This window comes from Rhizobium sp. CCGE 510 (assembly GCF_000292525.1).
Lineage (GTDB): Bacteria > Pseudomonadota > Alphaproteobacteria > Rhizobiales > Rhizobiaceae > Rhizobium.
On record NZ_AEYF01000026.1, the window covers coordinates 61,913 to 81,125 of the forward strand.

Genomic DNA, 19,213 nt, shown 5'->3' on the forward strand with positions numbered 1-19,213 from the left:
CGGCTTGCAGCCGCAAGGAGAGCACTAATGACGTCCAGAAGTAAGCGCTGGGCCCTGGTGGGCGCCGGTTTGGGCCTTGCTGCGTCCGTTTCCGGCGCCGCATTGTTTTTCGAATTGCCGATGAGCACGATCGCCACGGCCGCATCCGCCCCCGCGCAGGCTCCCGCCGTGCCGGTGACGGTTGCCGTCGTTGCGGCGCGCGACGTGACGGCCTGGGAAAGTTTCTCCGGCCGTCTTGAAGCGGTCGACCGGGTGCAGGTGCGTTCCCGTGTGGAAGGCGCCATCTTGGCGGTGGCTTTCCGCGAGGGCGCGCTGGTGAAGCAGGGCGATTTGCTCTTCACCATCGACCCGGCCCCCTACCAGGCGAGCGTGGCGCAAGCGCAAGGCCAGGTGGCTTCGGCCGAGGCCAAGGTCGGTCTTGCACAGACCGAACTCGATCGCGGCCGCAGACTTTCCGACAACCGCACCATCTCCCAGAGCGATCTCGATCAGCGCCAGAGCACGTTGGCCGAGGCTCAGGCGGGTCTGCGTTCGGCGCAGGCCGCATTGCGGTCGGCCCAGCTCGATCTCGATTATACCGAAGTGCGGGCTCCGGTGTCCGGCCGCATCGGCAAGATCGAGGTGACCGCCGGCAACCTCGTCGCGGCCGGCTCGACCTCGCCGGCGCTGACGACGCTCGTTTCGGTCGATCCGATTTATGCCAGCTTCAATGCCAGCGAAGAGATGGTGACGCGGGCGCTTGCCCAGCTTCCGCAGACCGACAGCGCCCTGCCTCCGGTCGAGCAGATCCCGGTCGAGGTCGGCACGCTGACCGACAGCGGTACTCCGATCAAGGGCAAACTGCAGCTGATCGACAACGAGGTCGATGCCTCAAGCGGCACGATCGGCGTGCGCGCCGTGTTTGACAATCCGGGCGGGCGTCTCATCCCGGGCCAGTTCGTGCGGGTGCGCATGGGCCAGCCGAAGGCCGAGAACAAAATCGTCATCAGCGACCGCGCCGTCGGAACGGACCAGGACAAGAAATTCGTCTTCGTCGTCGATGCCGAAAACAAGGTCGCCTACCGGCAGGTCCAGCTCGGCACGCTCTCCGATGGCCAGCGGGTGGTCGAAAGCGGACTGAACGCCGGCGAGACGATTGTCGTCAACGGTCTGCAGCGTATCCGTCCAGGCGCAGTCGTAGCACCTCAGATGGAAGAGAAGGTTGCGACCGCTCAATAACACGTCACCTTCCCTTCCCGGGCGAAGGCGATGCCTTCGTCCCTGGGGAAGGCCATACCCGAAATGATATGACCCGCCGGCGGCTCCAAACCGCCGGAGAGGGACGTTGCATCCATGTTCACCCCGGAGAGGGCTTTGATATGAACATCTCCAGATTCTTTGTCGACCGCCCGGTCTTTGCCGGCGTTCTTTCGGTCCTCATCGTGGTTGCCGGCCTGATCGGTCTGCGTGCGTTGCCGATTTCCGAATATCCGGAGGTCGTGCCGCCGTCGATCGTCGTGCGGGCCACCTATCCCGGCGCCAATCCGTCCGTCATCGCCGAGACGGTGGCGACGCCGCTTGAGGAGCAGATCAACGGCGTCGAAGGCATGCTCTACATGGCCAGCCAGGCGACATCCGACGGTGTGCTCAACGTCACCGTTACCTTCAAGCTCGGTACCGACCCTGACAAGGCACAGCAGCTCGTGCAGAACCGCGTTTCGCAAGCCGAACCGCGCCTGCCGGCGGAAGTCCGCGCACTCGGCATCACCACAGTCAAGAGTTCGCCCAACTTCATCATGGTGGTGAACCTCGTCTCCGATGGGGACAATCACGACATCACCTATCTTCGCAACTACGCGACCTTGAACGTCAAGGATCGTCTCGCCCGTATTGCAGGCGTCGGTCAGGTACAGGTCTTCGGCGCCGGCGACTATTCCATGCGTGTGTGGATCGACCCGCAGAAGGCCGCCGAGCACAATCTCGCCGCCAGCGACATCAGCAGCGCCATCAGCTCCCAGAACATCCAGGCCGCTGCCGGCATCATCGGCGCGTCGCCGAGCCAGCCGGGTGTGGATCTGCAGCTCAACGTGAATGCCCAGGGCCGCCTGCGCACGCCCGACGAATTTGGCAACATCATCGTCAAGACGGGTGCCAGTGGCGAGATCACCCGCCTGCGCGATGTCGCCCGCATCGAGCTCGGTGCTGCGGATTACACCCTGCGTTCGCTGCTCGACGGCAAGCCGGCCGTCGCCGTTGCTGTCCTGCAGGCGCCGGGTTCGAACGCGATCGAGATCGCCGACAATGTAAACGCGACCATGGATCAGCTGCAGCTCGCCATGCCCGAGGGCGTGAAATACGAGATCGTTTACGATACGACGAAATTCGTGCGCGCCTCGATCGAGAAGGTCATCGACACGCTGCTTGAAGCCATTGCGCTGGTTGTTCTCGTGGTCATCCTGTTCCTGCAGACATGGCGCGCCTCGATCATCCCGCTGATCGCGGTTCCGGTATCGATCATCGGCACCTTTGCGGTGATGTATGTCTTCGGCTTCTCGATCAACGCGCTCAGTCTGTTCGGCTTGGTGCTGGCGATCGGTATTGTCGTCGACGACGCGATCGTCGTGGTCGAAAACGTCGAGCGCAATATCGAGCAAGGCCTGTCGCCGCGGGCCGCCACCTACAAGGCGATGAAGGAAGTTTCTGGTCCGATCGTCGCGATCGCGCTGGTCCTCGTCGCGGTCTTCGTGCCGCTCGCCTTCATCTCCGGCCTGTCGGGACAGTTCTATCGCCAGTTCGCGCTGACGATCGCAATCTCGACCGTCATCTCGGCCTTCAACTCGCTGACGCTGTCTCCGGCGCTGGCCGCGCTTCTGCTGAAGGGCCATCATCAGCCGAAGGACTGGCTGACGCGGTTCATGGACGCCATCTTCGGTTGGTTCTTCCGCGGCTTCAACCGTGTCTTCGGCGCCGGCTCGAATGCCTATGGCAAGGGCGTGGGCGGATTGCTGTCGCGCAAGAGTATCGTCATGGTGATCTATCTGGCGCTGGTCGGGGCAACCTACAGCCTGTTCAGCACCGTTCCTGGCGGCTTCGTGCCGTCTCAGGACAAGCAGTATCTGATCGGCTTCGCCCAGTTGCCGGATGCTGCAAGCCTCGACCGCACGGAAGACGTCATCAAGCGCATGACCGACATCGCGCTTGCGCAGCCGGGCGTTGCCAATGCAATCGCCTTCCCGGGCCTGTCGATTAACGGCTTCACCAACTCGTCCAATGCCGGCATCGTCTTCGTGACGCTGAAGGACTTCGAGGAGCGCAAGACGGCGGATCTGTCGGGGGGCGCAATCGCCATGGCGCTGAACCAGAAGTTCGGCGTCATCCAGGATGCCTTCATCGCCATGTTCCCGCCGCCGCCGGTCAACGGTCTCGGCACGACGGGCGGTTTCAAGCTGCAGATCGAGGATCGCGCCGGTCTTGGCAATCAAGCGCTCGACGAGGCCACCAAGGCGGTTCTTGCGAAGGCCTATCAGACGCCTGAACTTGCCGGTCTGTTCTCCAGCTTCCAGATCAACGTGCCGCAGCTCTATGCCGATCTCGATCGCGCCAAGGCCGAGCAGCTTGGGGTTTCCGTCACCGACGTCTTCCAGACGCTGCAGATCTATCTCGGTTCGCTCTATGTGAACGACTTCAATGCCTTCGGCCGCACCTACAGCGTCCGGGTGCAGGCCGATGCCAAATTCCGCGCGCAGCCGGAAGATATCGGCCAGTTGAAGGTCCGTTCGGCATCGGGTGAGATGATCCCGCTTGCGGCCCTGCTGAAGGTGGAGCCGAGCACCGGTCCGGAGCGCGCGAACCGCTATAACGGCTTCCTCGCCGCCGATATCAACGGCGGTCCGGCACCCGGCTTCTCGTCCGGCCAGGCGCAGGCCGCAATCGAGAAGATCCTTCACGAGACCTTGCCTGCAGGCATCGACTTCGAATGGACGGACCTGACCTATCAGCAGATCCTTGCCGGTAACTCCAGTATCGTCGTCTTCCCGCTCGCACTGCTCCTCGTCTTCCTGGTGCTAGCCGCCCAGTATGAAAGCCTGACGCTGCCGCTTGCGATCATCATGATCGTGCCGATGGGTGTGCTGGCCGCGCTGACAGGCGTCTGGCTCACCGGTGGAGACAACAATATCTTCACCCAGATCGGCCTTGTGGTGCTTGTCGGTCTCTCGGCGAAGAACGCGATCTTGATCGTGGAATTCGCCCGCGAACTGGAGTTCGAGGGAAGGACACCGCGGGAGGCCGCGATCGAGGCCAGCCGCCTTCGTCTTCGCCCGATCCTGATGACCTCGCTGGCGTTCATCATGGGTGTCGTGCCGCTCGTCGTCTCCACTGGCGCCGGCGCGGAGATGCGCGCGGCCATGGGTGTCGCGGTTTTCTCGGGCATGATCGGAGTGACCTTCTTCGGCATCTTCATGACGCCCGTCTTCTACGTGCTGCTGCGGCGGTTGACGGGCAACCGTCCGCTCGTCCAGCACAAGCCTGACGAGCACAAGGAAGAAGAGGCGGAGGTCATCCGGCTCGCGGCGGAATAAACGGAATTCAACCTTCCTTTGTCGAGTAAATCGGGCGGGAACTTCGGTTCCCGCCCGTGTCGTTTTCAGGGCGCTGCGTCACCAAAATAGTTGCAACGGTGGGTGAGCGGGTTATCAAAGACGAACAACAGTTGGGAGGACTGAATGACAGGTTCGAGCAAAGGTCAGGACGGGAGGCGGATCGCTTTTCTCGGCACCGGCCTGATGGGATCGCCGATGGCGCGTCGGCTGCTTGGCGCGGGCTTCGCCGTCGCCGTCTGGAATCGTGATCCCAGCAAGGCCGATGCCCTCGCAGGAGACGGCGCGATCTGCGCGGAAACACCCGCAGATGCGGTTTCAGGCGCTGATGTCGTCATCACCATGCTGACCAACGCCGGGGCGGTGAAGGACGTGCTGTTTAACCGCGGAGCGGTCGATGCGATGACATCAGGCGCCGTCGTTATCGATATGAGTTCGATCGCCCCGCATTTCGCCCGCGACCATTCTGCCAGGCTTGCCGAACGCGGCATCGCTCATGTCGATGCGCCGGTTTCCGGAGGCGTCGTCGGGGCAGATGCCGGTACGCTCGCCATCATGGCAGGTGGCGACGAGGATGTGATCGATGCGCTTGCAGATGTCTTTGCGCCGATGGGACGGGCGACCCGCGTCGGCCCAAGCGGAGCAGGCCAGCTTGCCAAGCTTGCCAACCAGCAGATCGTCGCGGTGACGATCGGCGCCGTCGCCGAAGCGATGATGCTGATTACGGCCGGCGGCGGCTCGCCGGCCGCCTTTCGCGACGCCATTCGCGGCGGCTTTGCCGAAAGCCGTATCCTTGAACTGCACGGCAAGCGCATGGTCGAAAGGCAGTTTACTCCAGGCGGTTCGTCGAGCAACCAGTTGAAAGATCTGAACGCTGCCATGGAGACGGCCGACACCTTGTCGCTGACGCTGCCCCTGACTGCGGCGGTGCACGCCGAATTCAGCGAATTCGTCGCAAACGGCAATGGTGAAAAAGATCATAGCGCCCTGCTGCTCCATCTCGAAGAGAAGAATGCCCTGCCGGGAGGAAAGAGGTGACTGACAGCCATTCTCCGAAGCGGCGCCTGCGTTCGCAGGATTGGTTCGACAATCCCGACCACATCGATATGGCAGCGCTCTATCTCGAGCGTTTCATGAACTACGGCATCACGCCGGAAGAGTTGCGCTCCGGCAAGCCGATCATCGGGATTGCCCAGAGCGGCAGCGATCTCACGCCCTGCAACAGGGTCCATGTCGAGCTTGCCACGCGTGTGCGCGACGGCATTCGCGATGCCGGCGGCATTCCGATCGAGTTTCCGACGCATCCGATTTTCGAGAACTGCAAGCGCCCGACGGCAGCGCTCGACCGCAATCTCGCCTATCTCGGCCTCGTTGAAATCCTCTACGGCTATCCGCTCGACGGCGTCGTGCTGACGACCGGCTGCGACAAGACCACGCCTTCGGCGATCATGGCTGCGTCGACGGTCGATATTCCGGCGATCGTGCTTTCCGGCGGTCCGATGCTCGACGGCTGGCACGAGGGGGAATTGGCGGGCTCCGGCACGGTGATCTGGCGGATGCGGCGAAAATATGCGGCAGGCGAGATCGATCGGGAAGAATTCCTGCAGGCGGCGCTCGATTCTGCTCCATCCGTCGGCCATTGCAATACGATGGGCACGGCTTCGACGATGAACGCCCTTGCCGAGGCACTCGGCCTATCGCTGACCGGGTGTGGCGCCATTCCGGCCGCATACCGAGAACGCGGCCAGATGGCCTATCGTACCGGGCGGCGCGCCGTCGAAATCGTCTTCGAGGATCTGAAGCCGTCGGACATCCTGACCCGCGAGGCTTTCCTCAATGCCATCCGCACCAATTCGGCGATCGGCGGTTCCACCAACGCACAGCCGCATCTGGCGGCAATGGCGAAGCACGCCGGCGTCGAACTCTACCCGGACGACTGGCAGGTGCACGGTTTCGATATCCCGCTTCTGGCCAATGTCCAACCGGCGGGCGCCTATCTCGGCGAGCGTTTTCATCGCGCCGGCGGCACGCCGGCGATCATGTGGGAATTGCTGCAGGCCGGAAAGCTTGATGGCGACTGTCGCACGGTGACGGGCAGGACGATGGCCAAAAACCTGCAGGGCAAGGAGGCGCGCGACCGCGAGGTTATCCGGCCATTCGCTGAACCGTTGAAGGAGCGAGCCGGCTTCCTTGTTCTCAAGGGCAATCTCTTCGATTTCGCGATCATGAAGATGAGTGTCGTCTCGGAGGATTTCCGCCGGCGCTACCTTCAGGAGCCCGGGCGCGAGGGCGTTTTCGAGGGCAGGGCGGTGGTTTTTGACGGGTCCGAGGACTATCACAAGCGCATCAACGATCCTGAACTCGGCATCGACGAAAATACCATCCTTGTCATCCGCGGCGCCGGGCCGCTCGGCTGGCCGGGTTCGGCTGAGGTCGTCAACATGCAGCCGCCGGATCACCTGCTGAGACGCGGCATAAGCAGCCTGCCGACGATCGGCGATGGCCGCCAATCGGGCACGGCGGACAGCCCCTCGATCCTCAATGCTTCGCCGGAAAGTGCTGCCGGCGGCGGGCTCGCCTGGCTTCGCACCGGCGATGTCATCCGCATCGACTTTAACCACGGGCGCTGCGACATGCTGGTCGACGAGACCGAGATCGAACGGCGCAAGGCAGACGGAATTCCGCCGGTGCCGGCGGACGCGACGCCGTGGCAGCAGATCTACCGTCGCTCGGTCACGCAATTGTCGGATGGCGCGGTTCTCGAGGGGGCGGCAGAATTCCGCCGGATTGCCAAAAATCCGCCGCGGCACAACCACTGATCCTGGAGGGGGCCGTGGACTGCACGTTCACTGATCCAAAAGGGGAAAGCCGTAACGGACGGTTCACCTAGTGACTAGTTCGATCATCGGCACAAGGCTTCATTAATGCCGGCCTGAGACCATATTGCAGTTATGGAAGCTTCTAAGGCTGAGACCGCGTTGCCAGAAAACAGACCCACACGATCCGAACAAGAGTTTCAGGATCTTCTGCGCCGGCTCGAACTCGCTCTCGATGCATCCCGGATCGGTGTCTGGGAGCACAGCATCGCAAAGGGCGGGATCCTGTGGGATGTGCAGATGCACCGTCTCTACGAGACCGGCGAGACATGTCGGGAGGTGCCGGCATGGTTATGGTCGAATGCGATCCATCCCGACGATCGTGAGCAGGCCGAACGCGACTTCGACCAGGCGATTGCAACACGCGGCGCCTATAATTCGCAATTCCGGATCGTCCTGCCGAGCGGAGAAATCCGCTATCTGCGCTCACGCGCACATTTCTACGTGGACGCAGAGGGTCTTCCCTCGTTCATTGGCGCCGAATGGGATGTGACAGCCGACATAGTGCTCAATGCCGAGCTCGCGCGACAAAAAATGGTGGCCGAGGCGAAGGCGGTGGCGCTTGAGGAAAGCAATGCGCGCATCGAGCATGTTGCCGATCACGATTATCTCACCGGCTTGCCGAACCGGCGCCTTCTCGACAAGCGGCTCACCGAGCTGCCGGCTGACAAGAGTATCACGACGCTTGGCGTCCTGCATCTCGACCTCGACCAGTTCAAGCAGATCAACGACAGTCACGGCCATGCGGCAGGCGACGCCGTGCTCAAGGCCGCAGCGCTTCGCATCACCGCCGCCATTCCCGCAAATGGCATGGTCGCCCGTGTCGGCGGCGACGAGTTCGTCATCGTGCTGGTCAATTTCAGCGATCTCACTGAGCTCAAGCTGATCACCGAGGATCTTCAGCGTCGGCTGCGCAAGAAGATCCGCTTCGGCCACGAGATGCTGCAATCCGGCGCCTCGATCGGCGTTTCCTGGAGCGGCGATCGGCGGGCGCGAAACCTGCTTGCCGAATCCGATCTGGCGCTCTACCAAGCCAAGAAGCTCGGGCGCAACCGCGTCGAATTCTTCACGCGGCAACTACAGGAGGATCTGCGCGCCAAGCGTCGCCTCGCCGAAGAGCTGAAGCTGGGGCTAGAGCGCGGCGAGATCGTTCCCTACTATCAGGTGCAGCTTCACGCCCGGACCCGGGAAGTCATCGGCTTTGAGGCGCTGGCGCGCTGGAAACATCCTGACAAGGGCGTGCTCGCCCCGGGGATATTCCTGAAGATCGCCGACGAGCACGGGCTTGCGGCGGAGATCGATGCGGCGATCCTCAAGAGCGTTCTCGAAGACCGGCTGTCGTGGCTGTCTCGCGGTCTTGCGGTTCCACGCATCGCCGTCAACATCTCGGGTTCGCGCCTTGCCGATCCGACGTTGCTCGGCAAGCTGAGGAAACTCGACATTCCGCCCGACGCGATCGTCTTCGAACTGGTCGAGACGATTTTCCTCGACGACAGCGACGAAAAACTGCTCAATCATATCGGCGATATCAAACAGATGGGTATCGACATCGAGATCGATGATTTCGGATCGGGCCATGCCTCGCTCATCGGTCTCGTCAAGCTGCGGCCGAAACGGTTGAAGATCGACCGGCAGCTCATCGCCGAGGTGGTCAGCTCCGCCGAGCAGCGGCGTGTGGTGGGTTCGATCGTGGAAATCGCCAAGGCGCTCGACGTCGAGGTGATCGCCGAGGGCATCGAGACCGAGGAGCACGCCGTCGTGCTGGCGCAGCTCGGCTGTGATGGCCTGCAGGGATACGCGTTTGGTTATCCCGCACCGGCGGCCGAGACAGCTCGTCTTTTCTCACCGATGGCGAGCGGGATCGAAAAACAGAAGACCGTAATGAGCGGAGCGGCGCGGTGATCCGTCAGCCGGCGACCACCGCCGCGCCCGGTTTCAATAGCGGTTTTCCCGGCTTGCGGAGGTGATCTTGGCCGAAATGCTTTCTCCGCCTTTCGGATCGGCCAGACGATATCTTTTCGGCGTGGTGTTTTATTCGCAGCGGCACGAAGATAATTAGCGCACAAGTAATTTTCTTGAGCTTGCATCGGCATTGTTTCATGGTAATGCGGAAACGAAGCTTTCTGCATTGCATCGAAAAATGATTATACGCGGCGTCACGTCCATCAACGCGGCTCTCCATCATTCGCAGGTGCAAGCGGGGAGCTGGGGACCTGACAATTGCTTTGACATTGCCGGGATGGACTTGCGGGACATGCAATCTGGGAAAATCGCATGAATTCGGAATTTGCCGTTCGTTCGATGCGGCCCGGCGAACTGGAACTCGTGCTCGAGTGGGCGCGTCAGGAGGGCTGGAACCCAGGCCTCGACGATTCGCTTGCATTCATGGAGGCCGACTCGTCCGGATTCTTCGTCGGCGCCATCGGTGAGGTTCCCGTCGGTTCGATTTCGGTCGTCAAATATGGCGAGAGTTTCGCCTTCCTGGGCCTCTACATCGTTCATCCAGATTTCCGCGGCAAGGGTTATGGCAAGAAGATCTGGGAGGCGGGCATATCAAGCGCACACGACCGCACGATCGGTCTCGACGGCGTCACCGCACAGCAGGATAACTACCGCAAGGCCGGCTTCGAACCCGCCTACTCGACCCTTCGCTACGGCGGCGTCACCACCTCCTTGCCGGTCTCGACGCTTGCTGCGCAGCCGGTGCTGGATTCGCGCCTCGAGGGCCTGCAACGTTACGACTCGGCGATCTTTCCGCAGCCGCGGGATGCCTTCCTCGCGGCTTGGTGCACGGGTCGCAAGGGTCGCCGCTCGGCAGTGGTGCGCAAGAGCGGCAAGATCCGCGGTTACGGCACGATCCGCCGTTGCTACGAGGGCTACAAGATCGGCCCGCTTTTTGCCAATGATGCAGACAGCGCTGCGGCACTGCTTGCCGAGTTGATCCCCCAGGCGAAGGGGGCTGCGATCTTCATCGATATCCCCGCGGAGAACCACGAGGCGGTCGCGCTTGCCGAAAACCTCGGCCTTCAACCGGTGTTCGAGACGACGCGCATGTATCGCGGGCCGGCGCCGGCCATGCCGCTAAAGCACATCTTCGGCGTGACGACTCTGGAGCTTGGTTAGAACCGCTGCTCGCTTCCTGAACATGCATTAATCCGCCGGTGAGGCGGGCACGGTTGCGGCCGAAGCTTTCGGCCGGCCTTTTTCGGCGATCGCGATGCCGCCCAAGGTCAATACCAGCGCGATCACATGGAAGGACTGCAGCGTCTCGCCGATCAGGGCGACGGAGAGCAGCGTTCCGAACACCGGCACGAGATTGATGAACAGGCCGGCCCGGTTGGCGCCGATGGCCACGACACCTTTGATGTAGAGGATCTGCGCCACCAGCGAGGGGAAGATTGCCGTGTAGAGCGTGATGATCCAGCCAGCATGGTCCGGCCATTGCGCGGCGTCGCGGCTGGCTTCCCAAAGGAGCAGGGCACCGAGGTCAGCATGGCTGCGAAGGCCGGGATCGCCATTAGCGTGCGCCAGTCGAGCGGCGGCTTCCAGCGCAGGAAGATCGTGTAAACCGAATAGGCGGCAATGGCGATCAGCATCAGCCCATCGCCGCGGTTGAGGCTTAATTGCAGCAGCGTTGTCAGGTCGCCATGAGCGGCGGTCAGAGCGACGCCGATCAGCGTCAAGCCGAAGCCGAGACATTGGGCCAGCGAAATGCTGGTGCGGAAGAACATGAAATTCAGCAGGAAGATCAGCATCGGGATGCCGGCCTGCTCGATGGCGACATTGATCGCCGTGGTATATTGCACGGCCGAGTAAAGCATAGCGTTGAAAAGCGTATAGCCGATGACGCCGTAAAAAAGGAGCAGCGGTAGGTTCTTCCTGACCACCGGCCAATCCTTCCGCAATTGAGGCACCGAGATCACGGCGATCACCGCCACGGCGAGGAACCAGCGCAGGAAGGTCAGCATCATCGGGCTGATGTGCCCGAGGGCCAGCTTGCCGGCGACAGAGTTGCCGCCCCAGCAGAGGGTGGCGATAACGAGACAGATGTAGGCCCTGGCTTGCAAAAGCGTTCTTCCCGTCTTTCAGCGATCGCCGTGCGGCGTTTTGTGACGGGCAATAGCCTGCCGGCTGCTGATTTGTCACGTAAAAAGCCCAATCACCTGTGACAACAGGGTCGCTTTCCCAAAAACAAAGCTTTATAGATGCGCGGGTTTGAGCAGGTGCGCGGTTTTCCGCCGGTAACAGGAAGAGTTGGATGACGAACGTAGTTGTGGTCGGTTCGCAATGGGGTGACGAAGGCAAGGGCAAAATTGTCGACTGGCTTTCGGAGCGTGCGGATATTGTCGTGCGCTATCAGGGCGGACACAATGCCGGCCATACGCTTGTCATCGACGGCACGAGCTACAAGCTCTCGCTGCTGCCTTCCGGCGTCGTGCGTCCGGGCAAGATGGCGGTGATCGGCAACGGCGTCGTCGTCGACCCGCATGCGCTGATCGCCGAGATCGGTCGACTGGAGGCCCAGGGCGTGACGGTAACGCCTGATAATCTGCGTATCGCCGACAATGCGACGCTGATCCTGTCGCTACACCGCGAGCTCGACGCGATGCGCGAGGATGCGGCATCGAACAGCGGCACCAAGATCGGCACGACACGCCGCGGCATCGGTCCGGCCTATGAAGACAAGGTTGGCCGACGCGCCATCCGGGTGATGGATCTTGCCGATCTCGACAGTCTCGCCGGCAAGGTTGACCGTATTCTGACGCATCACAATGCGCTTCGCCGCGGCCTCGGCGTCGCCGAAGTCAGCCACCAGACGATCATGGACGAACTGACCTCGATCGCCGATCGGGTGCTGCCGTTCCGTGACACCGTCTGGCTCTTCCTCGACAAGGAGCGCCGCAAGGGCTCCCGCATCCTCTTTGAGGGTGCGCAGGGTACCCTGCTCGATATCGATCACGGCACCTATCCTTTCGTGACCTCATCGAACACCGTCGCCGGCCAGGCCGCGGCCGGTTCCGGCATGGGGCCGGGCTCGCTGGGCTATATTCTCGGCATCACCAAGGCCTATACGACGCGCGTCGGCGAAGGTCCGTTTCCGACCGAGCTGAAGGACGCGATCGGTGAGTTCCTTGGCGAAAAAGGTCATGAGTTCGGCGTGGTGACCGGGCGCAAGCGGCGCTGCGGCTGGTTTGATGCCGCACTCGTGCGCCAATCGATCGCCACCAATGGCATCACAGGCATCGCGCTCACCAAGCTCGACGTGCTTGATGGCCTCGAGGAATTGAAGATCTGCGTCGGCTATATGCTCGATGGCGAACAGATTGATCATCTTCCGGCAAGCCAGGGAGCGCAAGCTAGGGTCGAACCGATCTACATCACGCTGGAGGGATGGAAAGAATCGACCGTCGGCGCCCGCAGTTGGGCGGATCTGCCGGCACAGGCGATCAAATATGTTCGCCAGGTCGAGGAACTGATCGGGGCGCCCGTCGCGCTCCTTTCCACCAGCCCGGAGCGGGATGACACGATACTTGTGACCGATCCGTTTGAGGATTAAGCTCACGGGTCACTGTGGAGGATAGTTCGGTAGGGTGCCGAACTTCTTGAGAAAGTACTGATGGCGGATTTTATTGCAGTTATTCGGCGGGCCGTCGACGGCCTGGCTGAAAATACCCCCGAGATGCGGGTGAAAGTCTACGAACGTGCCCGCGGCGCAGTGCAGCGGCAGCTCGAGAACATGAAACCGCGTCCGCCGGAAGCCATGCTGCAACGCCAGCTCGAAAAGCTCGAGGCCGCCATCCGCGAAGTGGAAGGCGAACACTCCGAGGCGCTGCCGCTCGAGGCGGCGGTTGCCGCGGCGGAATCCTCGGAAGAACAAGCGGTTTACGACGAAGGCGAACCGACGCCTGCACCGGGGACTGCCGTCGACGAGCCGGTCTACGAAGCCTCTGCGGAACCGCAGGCGGTTGAGCCCGCCGACGAGCCGGATCACCCGGAAGCAGCCGCGCCGCAGGAGCCCCAGGAAAAGCTGGCGGACGAGGAACCTCTCTCCGAGGAAGCGCCCAGCCTCCCGGAGACGTCTGTTGCGGCCGAGGCCACCGCTCCCGTGCAGGCAGAGACACCCGTTCCTGCCGAAACATACTGGCATCCCTCGCATGAAGAGGAAGCAACGGCCGAGGAATGGCATTCCGGCGAGGGGCGCGGCATCGCTGCCGAGGCTTGGCCTGCAGATGATGAGCGCTGGAAGACGCCTGCCGGGCATCGCAACGAAGAAGCCGACGAATATCATGCTGACGAGCAGCATCCCGTGGAAGAGACCGCGCCCGAGCCGCCGGTGGTGGAAGGCGCGGAGCCGGAGGCCGAGGAGGCTTACGAACCTGTCGCGCCGCTTCAGCCGATCAGCCGTGGTATAGACCACGCATCCAACCGGCTGGTGGAGCCGGTCGCCGATTTCGCTCGTCCGCAGGAATTCGTCGAGCACAGCCGCGAGACGCCGCTTCAGGCCGACGCTGCCGCGCATTTCGATCCCGTCTGGACCGAGCCCGTCGCTGAAACGCCGGCTCCGCCGCCGAAGGATGCGGAGACCGAATGGGCGGAAGAGGAACTCCGGCAGTATTCGCAGGCAGCGCCGATCACTCCGGATGTCTCGGCGCGCGCCTTTGAAGAGGTGATATCGAGCCTCGAAAAGGCGGCCCCTGCCGCCGTCATGCCGGCGGCCAAGGAAAGTTTCTCCTGGGAGACCGCAGTCTTCGACGATCTGCCGCCGATCGATGCCAGCAGCAATAAAAAGACGCCTGTGGCATCGCATTTCGACGATGTCGATATCTTTGCTGAAGTGCACAACGGAAAGCCGGCGCCTGCTACCGGCGCGCCGAGCGAGGAATGGCGGGAGGCGAAGGCGCTGCGCGGCTACGACCGCCGCGGCTCGGTCGCCGCAGACGATGATGACGCCAATCCAACGATGGATATCGATCAGATCGTCGCTTCCAGGCTTCAGGGCAAGAATTTCCGGATGGAGCCGAAGCGCCGCCGCTTCGGCATCGGCACCGTGATCACCCTCATCTTCGCACTGATCTTGATCGGTGGCGGAGCCTATGCCGGCTGGATGAACAGAGAGGCGCTGGTGGCGATGGTCGACGGGCTCGTCAGTTCGGCACCGTCGCAGGCGACCAGGAACGAGGCGCTGCCGCCGGCCGGCTCCGCGACGCCTGCCCAACCGGGCGCGGTGGCACCGACCGAGCCGACTACGCCTGGAGCACAGAATACTCCAGTGGCGCCGGCGCAGCCGAACCCGCAGGTGGCGTCATTGAACAATGACGGCGCCGTGGCCAATTCGAAATTCACTCAGCGGCTGCTGACGGATGGGACCGAGGTCGACAGCGGACCGGCGACCGTGCCGGGAACGCCGACCGCGGAAGGAAAATCGGTCGCCGAACAGAATGTCGCGGCCGCCGATACGCCGCCTGCCAGCGCCCAGGGCGATGTCGCACCGGCCGAAACGCTGACGCCGAACGGCCCGGCGGCGTCGCCGCAGCAGACCGCTCCGGTCGGTTCGTCGCAAAAGATGTTCCTCTATGAGGAACGTATCGGTCAAAGCTCGCCGACGGCGATCGAGGGATCGGTCGTCTGGAGCGTGCAGCATGAGACCGGCCAGGGGGGCCGACAGGAGGCGACGGTGCAGGGCAACGTCACCGTGCCGGAGCGCAATCTCTCGGCTCTCGTCACCTTCAAACGCAATTCCGATCCATCGCTGCCGGCAAGCCATCTGGTCGAGATCGTCTTCTCGGTGCCGCCGAATTTCGAAGGCGGCAGTATCGACAGCGTCCAGCGCATCTCGATGAAGCGCACAGAGCAGGACCGCGGCGACGCGCTGATCGCGGTTCCGGCCAAGATCACCGACGATTTCCACATGATCGCGCTCAACGACTATCCCGATGCGCGCAAGGCCAATCTCGATCTGATGGCGACCCGCAGTTGGATCGATATCCCGGTCACCTACCGCAACGGTCGCCGCGCACTGCTGACGATGGAAAAGGGGGGTACGGGAACGGACGCCTTCAATACCGCGATCAAGGAATGGACTGCGCTCGGGGATGTGTCGACGAGCCAGTGATGGTCGTCCGCAATGCCAGCTTTCCCCGGCCTTTGACAGTGCCGAGGCTGCGAAAAGTAGTGAAACAAAAAGGCGGGCCGCAAGGACCCGCCTTTTTCAATTCTCCAGTCCCGTGCATCTATCCAGATGCTCAGAAGGCGCCGCAGTACTTTGAATTGCTGCCTAATTTTGTCCTTAAATCGATTTCGATTTAAGAAATCATGCAGTCGTGCGCGGCAGGTTTATGCCGTCGCTTCGACGACGCGGACGGCCTTGGCGCGTTCCTGGGCTTCCTTGCGAACCGCATCCTGCACCTTTTCGAAGGCGCGAACCTCGATCTGGCGGACGCGTTCACGGCTGATGTCGAATTCTGTCGAAAGGTCTTCCAGCGTCACCGGATCCTCGGCGAGGCGGCGAGCTTCGAAGATACGGCGTTCGCGCTCGTTCAGCACACTCATCGCTTTCGCCAGCATACGCCGGCGGGTATCGAGCTCATCCTGTTCGATCAGCACGTCTTCCTGGCTGTCGTGGTCGTCCACCAGCCAATCCTGCCATTGGCCGCCGTCGCCTTCGGCCGCCTTGATCGGGGCGTTCAGCGAGGCGTCGCCGGACAGACGGCGGTTCATCGAAATGACCTCCTCCTCCGAGACTTTCAGCTTGGTGGCGATCTCGGAGACGTGCTCCGGCTTCAGGTCGCCGTCATCGATCGCCTGGATGCGGCCTTTCAGCCGGCGCAGGTTGAAGAACAGCCGCTTCTGGTTGGCGGTCGTGCCCATCTTCACGAGCGACCATGAACGCAGAATATATTCCTGGATCGAGGCCTTGATCCACCACATAGCGTAGGTGGCAAGGCGAAAGCCGCGCTCGGCATCGAATTTCTTGACGGCCTGCATCAGGCCGACATTGCCTTCCGAGACGACTTCGCCGATCGGCAGGCCGTAGCCGCGATAACCCATCGCAATCTTTGCGACGAGGCGAAGATGGCTGGTGACGAGCTGGTGGGCGGCGTCGCGATCACCGTGTTCGGCATAACGCTTGGCGAGCATGTATTCCTGCTGCGGCTCAAGCATCGGAAATTTGCGGATTTCGTCGAGGTAACGATTGAGACCGGCTTCGCCGGCGGTAATGGACGGCAAGGTATTTCGGGCCATAGTGCACCCTCCTAAAGTGGCTTCCGGCTCCCGTTGGCAACGCGTCCTCGCGTTAAAAAAGGCAAGCCGGGACATGCGGCTCTACTACGAGCCCGCACTAAGTCAATGTACAGATAAGTGTGGCGAAACGGCGGTTCAAGGTGCCGCTCACGCAGGTGTGAGAGGGTTCGCAGACGCCTCTATCCTCGCAATGACTCCACCAGTTCTACCATATCATCGGGTAGCGGCACTTCGAAATGCATGATTTCGCCGGTGCGCGGATGCTCGAACTGCAGCATGAAGGCATGCAGCGCCTGGCGGCCGAAACCGTTGACGACCTTGCGGATGTCTTCGGGCAGGATATTGGCCTTGGTCTTGAAGCCAGCGCCATAAACCGTGTCCCCAAGCAGCGGATGGCCGATATGAGCCATATGGACACGGATCTGGTGGGTGCGGCCGGTTTCTAGGTGGCACTCGACCAGTGAGGCAAGCGCGGTCGCGTCGGGTTTTTCTTGGAAGCGCTCGACTACCTGGTAATGGGTAATCGCCTCGTCGGCGTCATGACTGTCGGGGCGCTTGACGGCGCGGCGCGTGCGATCGCCGGTGGCGCGGCCAAGCGGCGCGTCGACCGTGCCCGTCAGTGTGCGGGGCCGGCCCCAGACGACGGCCTGATAGGCGCGCTCGAGCGGCATGGTGCGGCCATGGTCGGCAAATTGGAGCGAGAGGTGGCGATGGGCAATGTCGTTCTTGGCGACGACCATGACCCCTGTCGTGTCTTTGTCGAGACGATGGACGATGCCGGGCCGGCGCACGCCGCCGATGCCGGAGAGCGTATCGCCGCAATGATAGATCAGCGCGTTGACCAGCGTCCCCGTCCAGTTGCCGGGGCCGGGATGAACGACGAGACCGGAAGGCTTGGAGATGACGATGACGTCTTCGTCCTCATGGAGGATATCGAGGCGGATGTCCTCGCCCTGCGGCGTCGGGTCTTCCGGCTCGGGCAGCGTGATTTCGAAGCTATCGCCGTTGCGCACCTTGCGCTGGGGGTCGGTGACAGGTTCGCCGCGCAGAAAAACCTGGCCGTCCTTGATCAGCGCCTTGATGCGGCTGCGCGAAAATTCCTCGGCGACCTGTGCCGTCAGCCAGGTGTCGAGCCGGCCTTCTGCGGTTTCATCGGCCGTCAGGACTTTTCTATTGCCGGCTGCTTGTTTAAAGGGGTCGCTCAAGACGCTTCTTCTCCGACGTATTTTTAGAATGGGACGCACAGATGACAGCTATCGAGCCAGACGATCAGGAAGAGAAGCCCCTTGATCCGGCGATGGAAAGTGTCCGGCGCAAGATGGTCCGCCTGCAGATCGTTTCCGGCGCCATCATGTTCGTGAGCCTTATGGCGGTCTTCGGGGCGGTTGTCTACAAGACGATGCGCAGCGAACCGAAGGACACGGCGGCGACGGTTTCCACCTCCGGCGTGCCCTCGGATGCGCCGCTTGCGGCGACGGTTTCCCTGCCACTCGGCTTCAAGGTGCAGTCTACTTCGTTTTCTGCGGGACAGATCCTGTTTTACGGCGAAACGATCGACGGCAAGAGTAAGGCGCTGGTCTTCGATCTCAGGACCGGCCGCACCGTCGCCGATCTCACCGTCGCGGGCAATTGAGGCTGGCATGGCCGCCGCCCCGACCGCCATCGACAGCGCCGACGATCCGCGCGTCGCCGAGTTCCGCAACATCCGCGAGCGCGACCTGACGGGCCGAGAGAACCGCTTCATCGCCGAAGGCACCGTCGTGCTGCGCATGCTCGCCGAGGCGCACGTGGGAGGCCGCGGCTTTTTCGCCGAGAAGATCCTGCTCCTGCGCAACCGCGTCGACGGCGTTCTGCCGATCCTGGAAAGATTGCCGGCCGACGTCCCGGTCTATGTCGCCGAGGCCGATGTGCTGAATGGCGTCGTCGGTTTCCATCTGCATCGCGGCGTTCTCGCACTCGGCCGCCGGGAGGATCGCGGAGAGGCGGCACTTCTCGACGCGCTGCCGGAACCGGCGCTGGTTCTCGTCGGTTGCGGCATCTCCAATCATGACAACGCCGGCTCGATGTTCCGCAATGCGGCGGCCTTCCGGGCCGATGCGGTGCTGCTCGACGAAACCAGTTGTGATCCGCTCTACCGCAAGGCGCTGCGTGTCTCGGTCGGTTCGGTGCTGAGCGTTCCGCACCGGCGCGGCGGCAAGGCGCTGGACGTGCTCCTGGCCCTTGCCGACCGGGGCTTTGCCATCTGGACGCTTTCGCCGCACGGCAAGACCGATATCCGCGCCATTCCGGCTTCAATGCGTATGGCGCTCGTCGTCGGCACGGAGGGGGAGGGGTTGCCGGAGGCGCTGCTTGCGCGCTTTCAGAGCGCGCGCATTCCACAGTCGGAGGAACTCGACAGCCTCAACGCCGCGACGGCGACGGGGATCGCTCTGTTTTCCATGGCCTCTGCGATGGGACGGATCTGATTACAGCGCCGCGCGTCAGAAAAGATGCGAAAGGACGCTGTGACATTTTGAA

Annotated in this window: 12 protein-coding genes and 1 pseudogene; 10 read left to right on the top strand and 3 right to left on the bottom strand. The window is 62.4% G+C overall.

Features of this window, described 5'->3' with window-relative positions; genetic code table 11:
• Positions 1-27: 27 nt before the first annotated feature.
• From RCCGE510_RS13355 to RCCGE510_RS13380, 6 genes are all read left to right on the top strand, one after another.
• Complete coding sequence (locus RCCGE510_RS13355; protein ID WP_007630664.1) at positions 28-1,218, top strand: efflux RND transporter periplasmic adaptor subunit; 1,191 nt, start codon at positions 28-30, stop codon at positions 1,216-1,218.
• Positions 1,219-1,358: 140 nt separating this feature from the next.
• A complete protein-coding gene (locus RCCGE510_RS13360) occupies positions 1,359-4,559 on the top strand; it encodes a multidrug efflux RND transporter permease subunit (RefSeq protein WP_007630665.1) in 3,201 nt (1,066 codons plus the stop codon).
• A gap of 144 nt (positions 4,560-4,703) precedes the next feature.
• Positions 4,704-5,615 carry an NAD(P)-dependent oxidoreductase gene (locus tag RCCGE510_RS13365; RefSeq protein WP_007630667.1) on the top strand — a complete coding sequence of 304 codons (912 nt, stop codon included), beginning with the start codon at positions 4,704-4,706 and terminating at the stop codon, positions 5,613-5,615.
• Positions 5,612-7,396: an IlvD/Edd family dehydratase gene (locus RCCGE510_RS13370; RefSeq protein ID WP_007630668.1), complete on the top strand. Its 1,785-nt coding sequence runs from the start codon at positions 5,612-5,614 to the stop codon at positions 7,394-7,396. The genes RCCGE510_RS13365 and RCCGE510_RS13370 overlap by 4 nt, the downstream gene beginning before the upstream one ends.
• A 132-nt stretch (positions 7,397-7,528) precedes the next feature.
• A complete protein-coding gene (locus tag RCCGE510_RS13375; RefSeq protein WP_007630669.1) occupies positions 7,529-9,355 on the top strand; it encodes a GGDEF domain-containing phosphodiesterase in 1,827 nt (608 codons plus the stop codon).
• 372 nt (positions 9,356-9,727) lie between these two features.
• Complete coding sequence (locus tag RCCGE510_RS13380) at positions 9,728-10,576, top strand: GNAT family N-acetyltransferase (RefSeq protein WP_007630670.1); 849 nt, start codon at positions 9,728-9,730, stop codon at positions 10,574-10,576.
• A gap of 27 nt (positions 10,577-10,603) precedes the next feature.
• Here the strand turns inward: RCCGE510_RS13380 and RCCGE510_RS13385 are convergent.
• Positions 10,604-11,520 (bottom strand): annotated as a pseudogene (locus tag RCCGE510_RS13385) (DMT family transporter).
• A gap of 191 nt (positions 11,521-11,711) precedes the next feature.
• Here RCCGE510_RS13385 and RCCGE510_RS13390 point away from each other — a divergent pair.
• Both RCCGE510_RS13390 and RCCGE510_RS13395 read left to right on the top strand, forming a co-directional pair.
• Positions 11,712-13,010, top strand: coding sequence for an adenylosuccinate synthase (locus RCCGE510_RS13390; protein ID WP_007630671.1), 1,299 nt, complete (start codon positions 11,712-11,714; stop codon positions 13,008-13,010).
• A 60-nt stretch (positions 13,011-13,070) separates the two neighbouring features.
• Complete coding sequence (locus tag RCCGE510_RS13395; protein WP_007630672.1) at positions 13,071-15,566, top strand: hypothetical protein; 2,496 nt, start codon at positions 13,071-13,073, stop codon at positions 15,564-15,566.
• Between the two features lie 221 nt (positions 15,567-15,787).
• On the opposite strand, the gene rpoH is transcribed toward RCCGE510_RS13395, so the two are convergent.
• Together rpoH and RCCGE510_RS13405 are read right to left on the bottom strand one after the other, a co-directional pair.
• Entirely contained in the window at positions 15,788-16,696 is a 909-nt protein-coding gene (gene rpoH, locus RCCGE510_RS13400) for an RNA polymerase sigma factor RpoH (protein ID WP_007630673.1), read from the bottom strand.
• A 179-nt stretch (positions 16,697-16,875) separates the two neighbouring features.
• Positions 16,876-17,901: an RluA family pseudouridine synthase gene (locus RCCGE510_RS13405; protein WP_007630680.1), complete on the bottom strand. Its 1,026-nt coding sequence runs from the start codon at positions 17,899-17,901 to the stop codon at positions 16,876-16,878.
• Between the two features lie 41 nt (positions 17,902-17,942).
• Here RCCGE510_RS13405 and RCCGE510_RS13410 point away from each other — a divergent pair, with 41 nt between their 5' ends.
• Both RCCGE510_RS13410 and RCCGE510_RS13415 read left to right on the top strand, forming a co-directional pair.
• A complete protein-coding gene (locus tag RCCGE510_RS13410) occupies positions 17,943-18,329 on the top strand; it encodes a hypothetical protein (protein ID WP_007630681.1) in 387 nt (128 codons plus the stop codon).
• A gap of 7 nt (positions 18,330-18,336) precedes the next feature.
• The gene (locus RCCGE510_RS13415; RefSeq protein ID WP_007630682.1) at positions 18,337-19,161 is read left to right on the top strand and encodes an RNA methyltransferase; all 825 of its coding nucleotides are present in this window, start codon (positions 18,337-18,339) and stop codon (positions 19,159-19,161) included.
• The last annotated feature ends 52 nt before the right edge of the window (positions 19,162-19,213 follow it).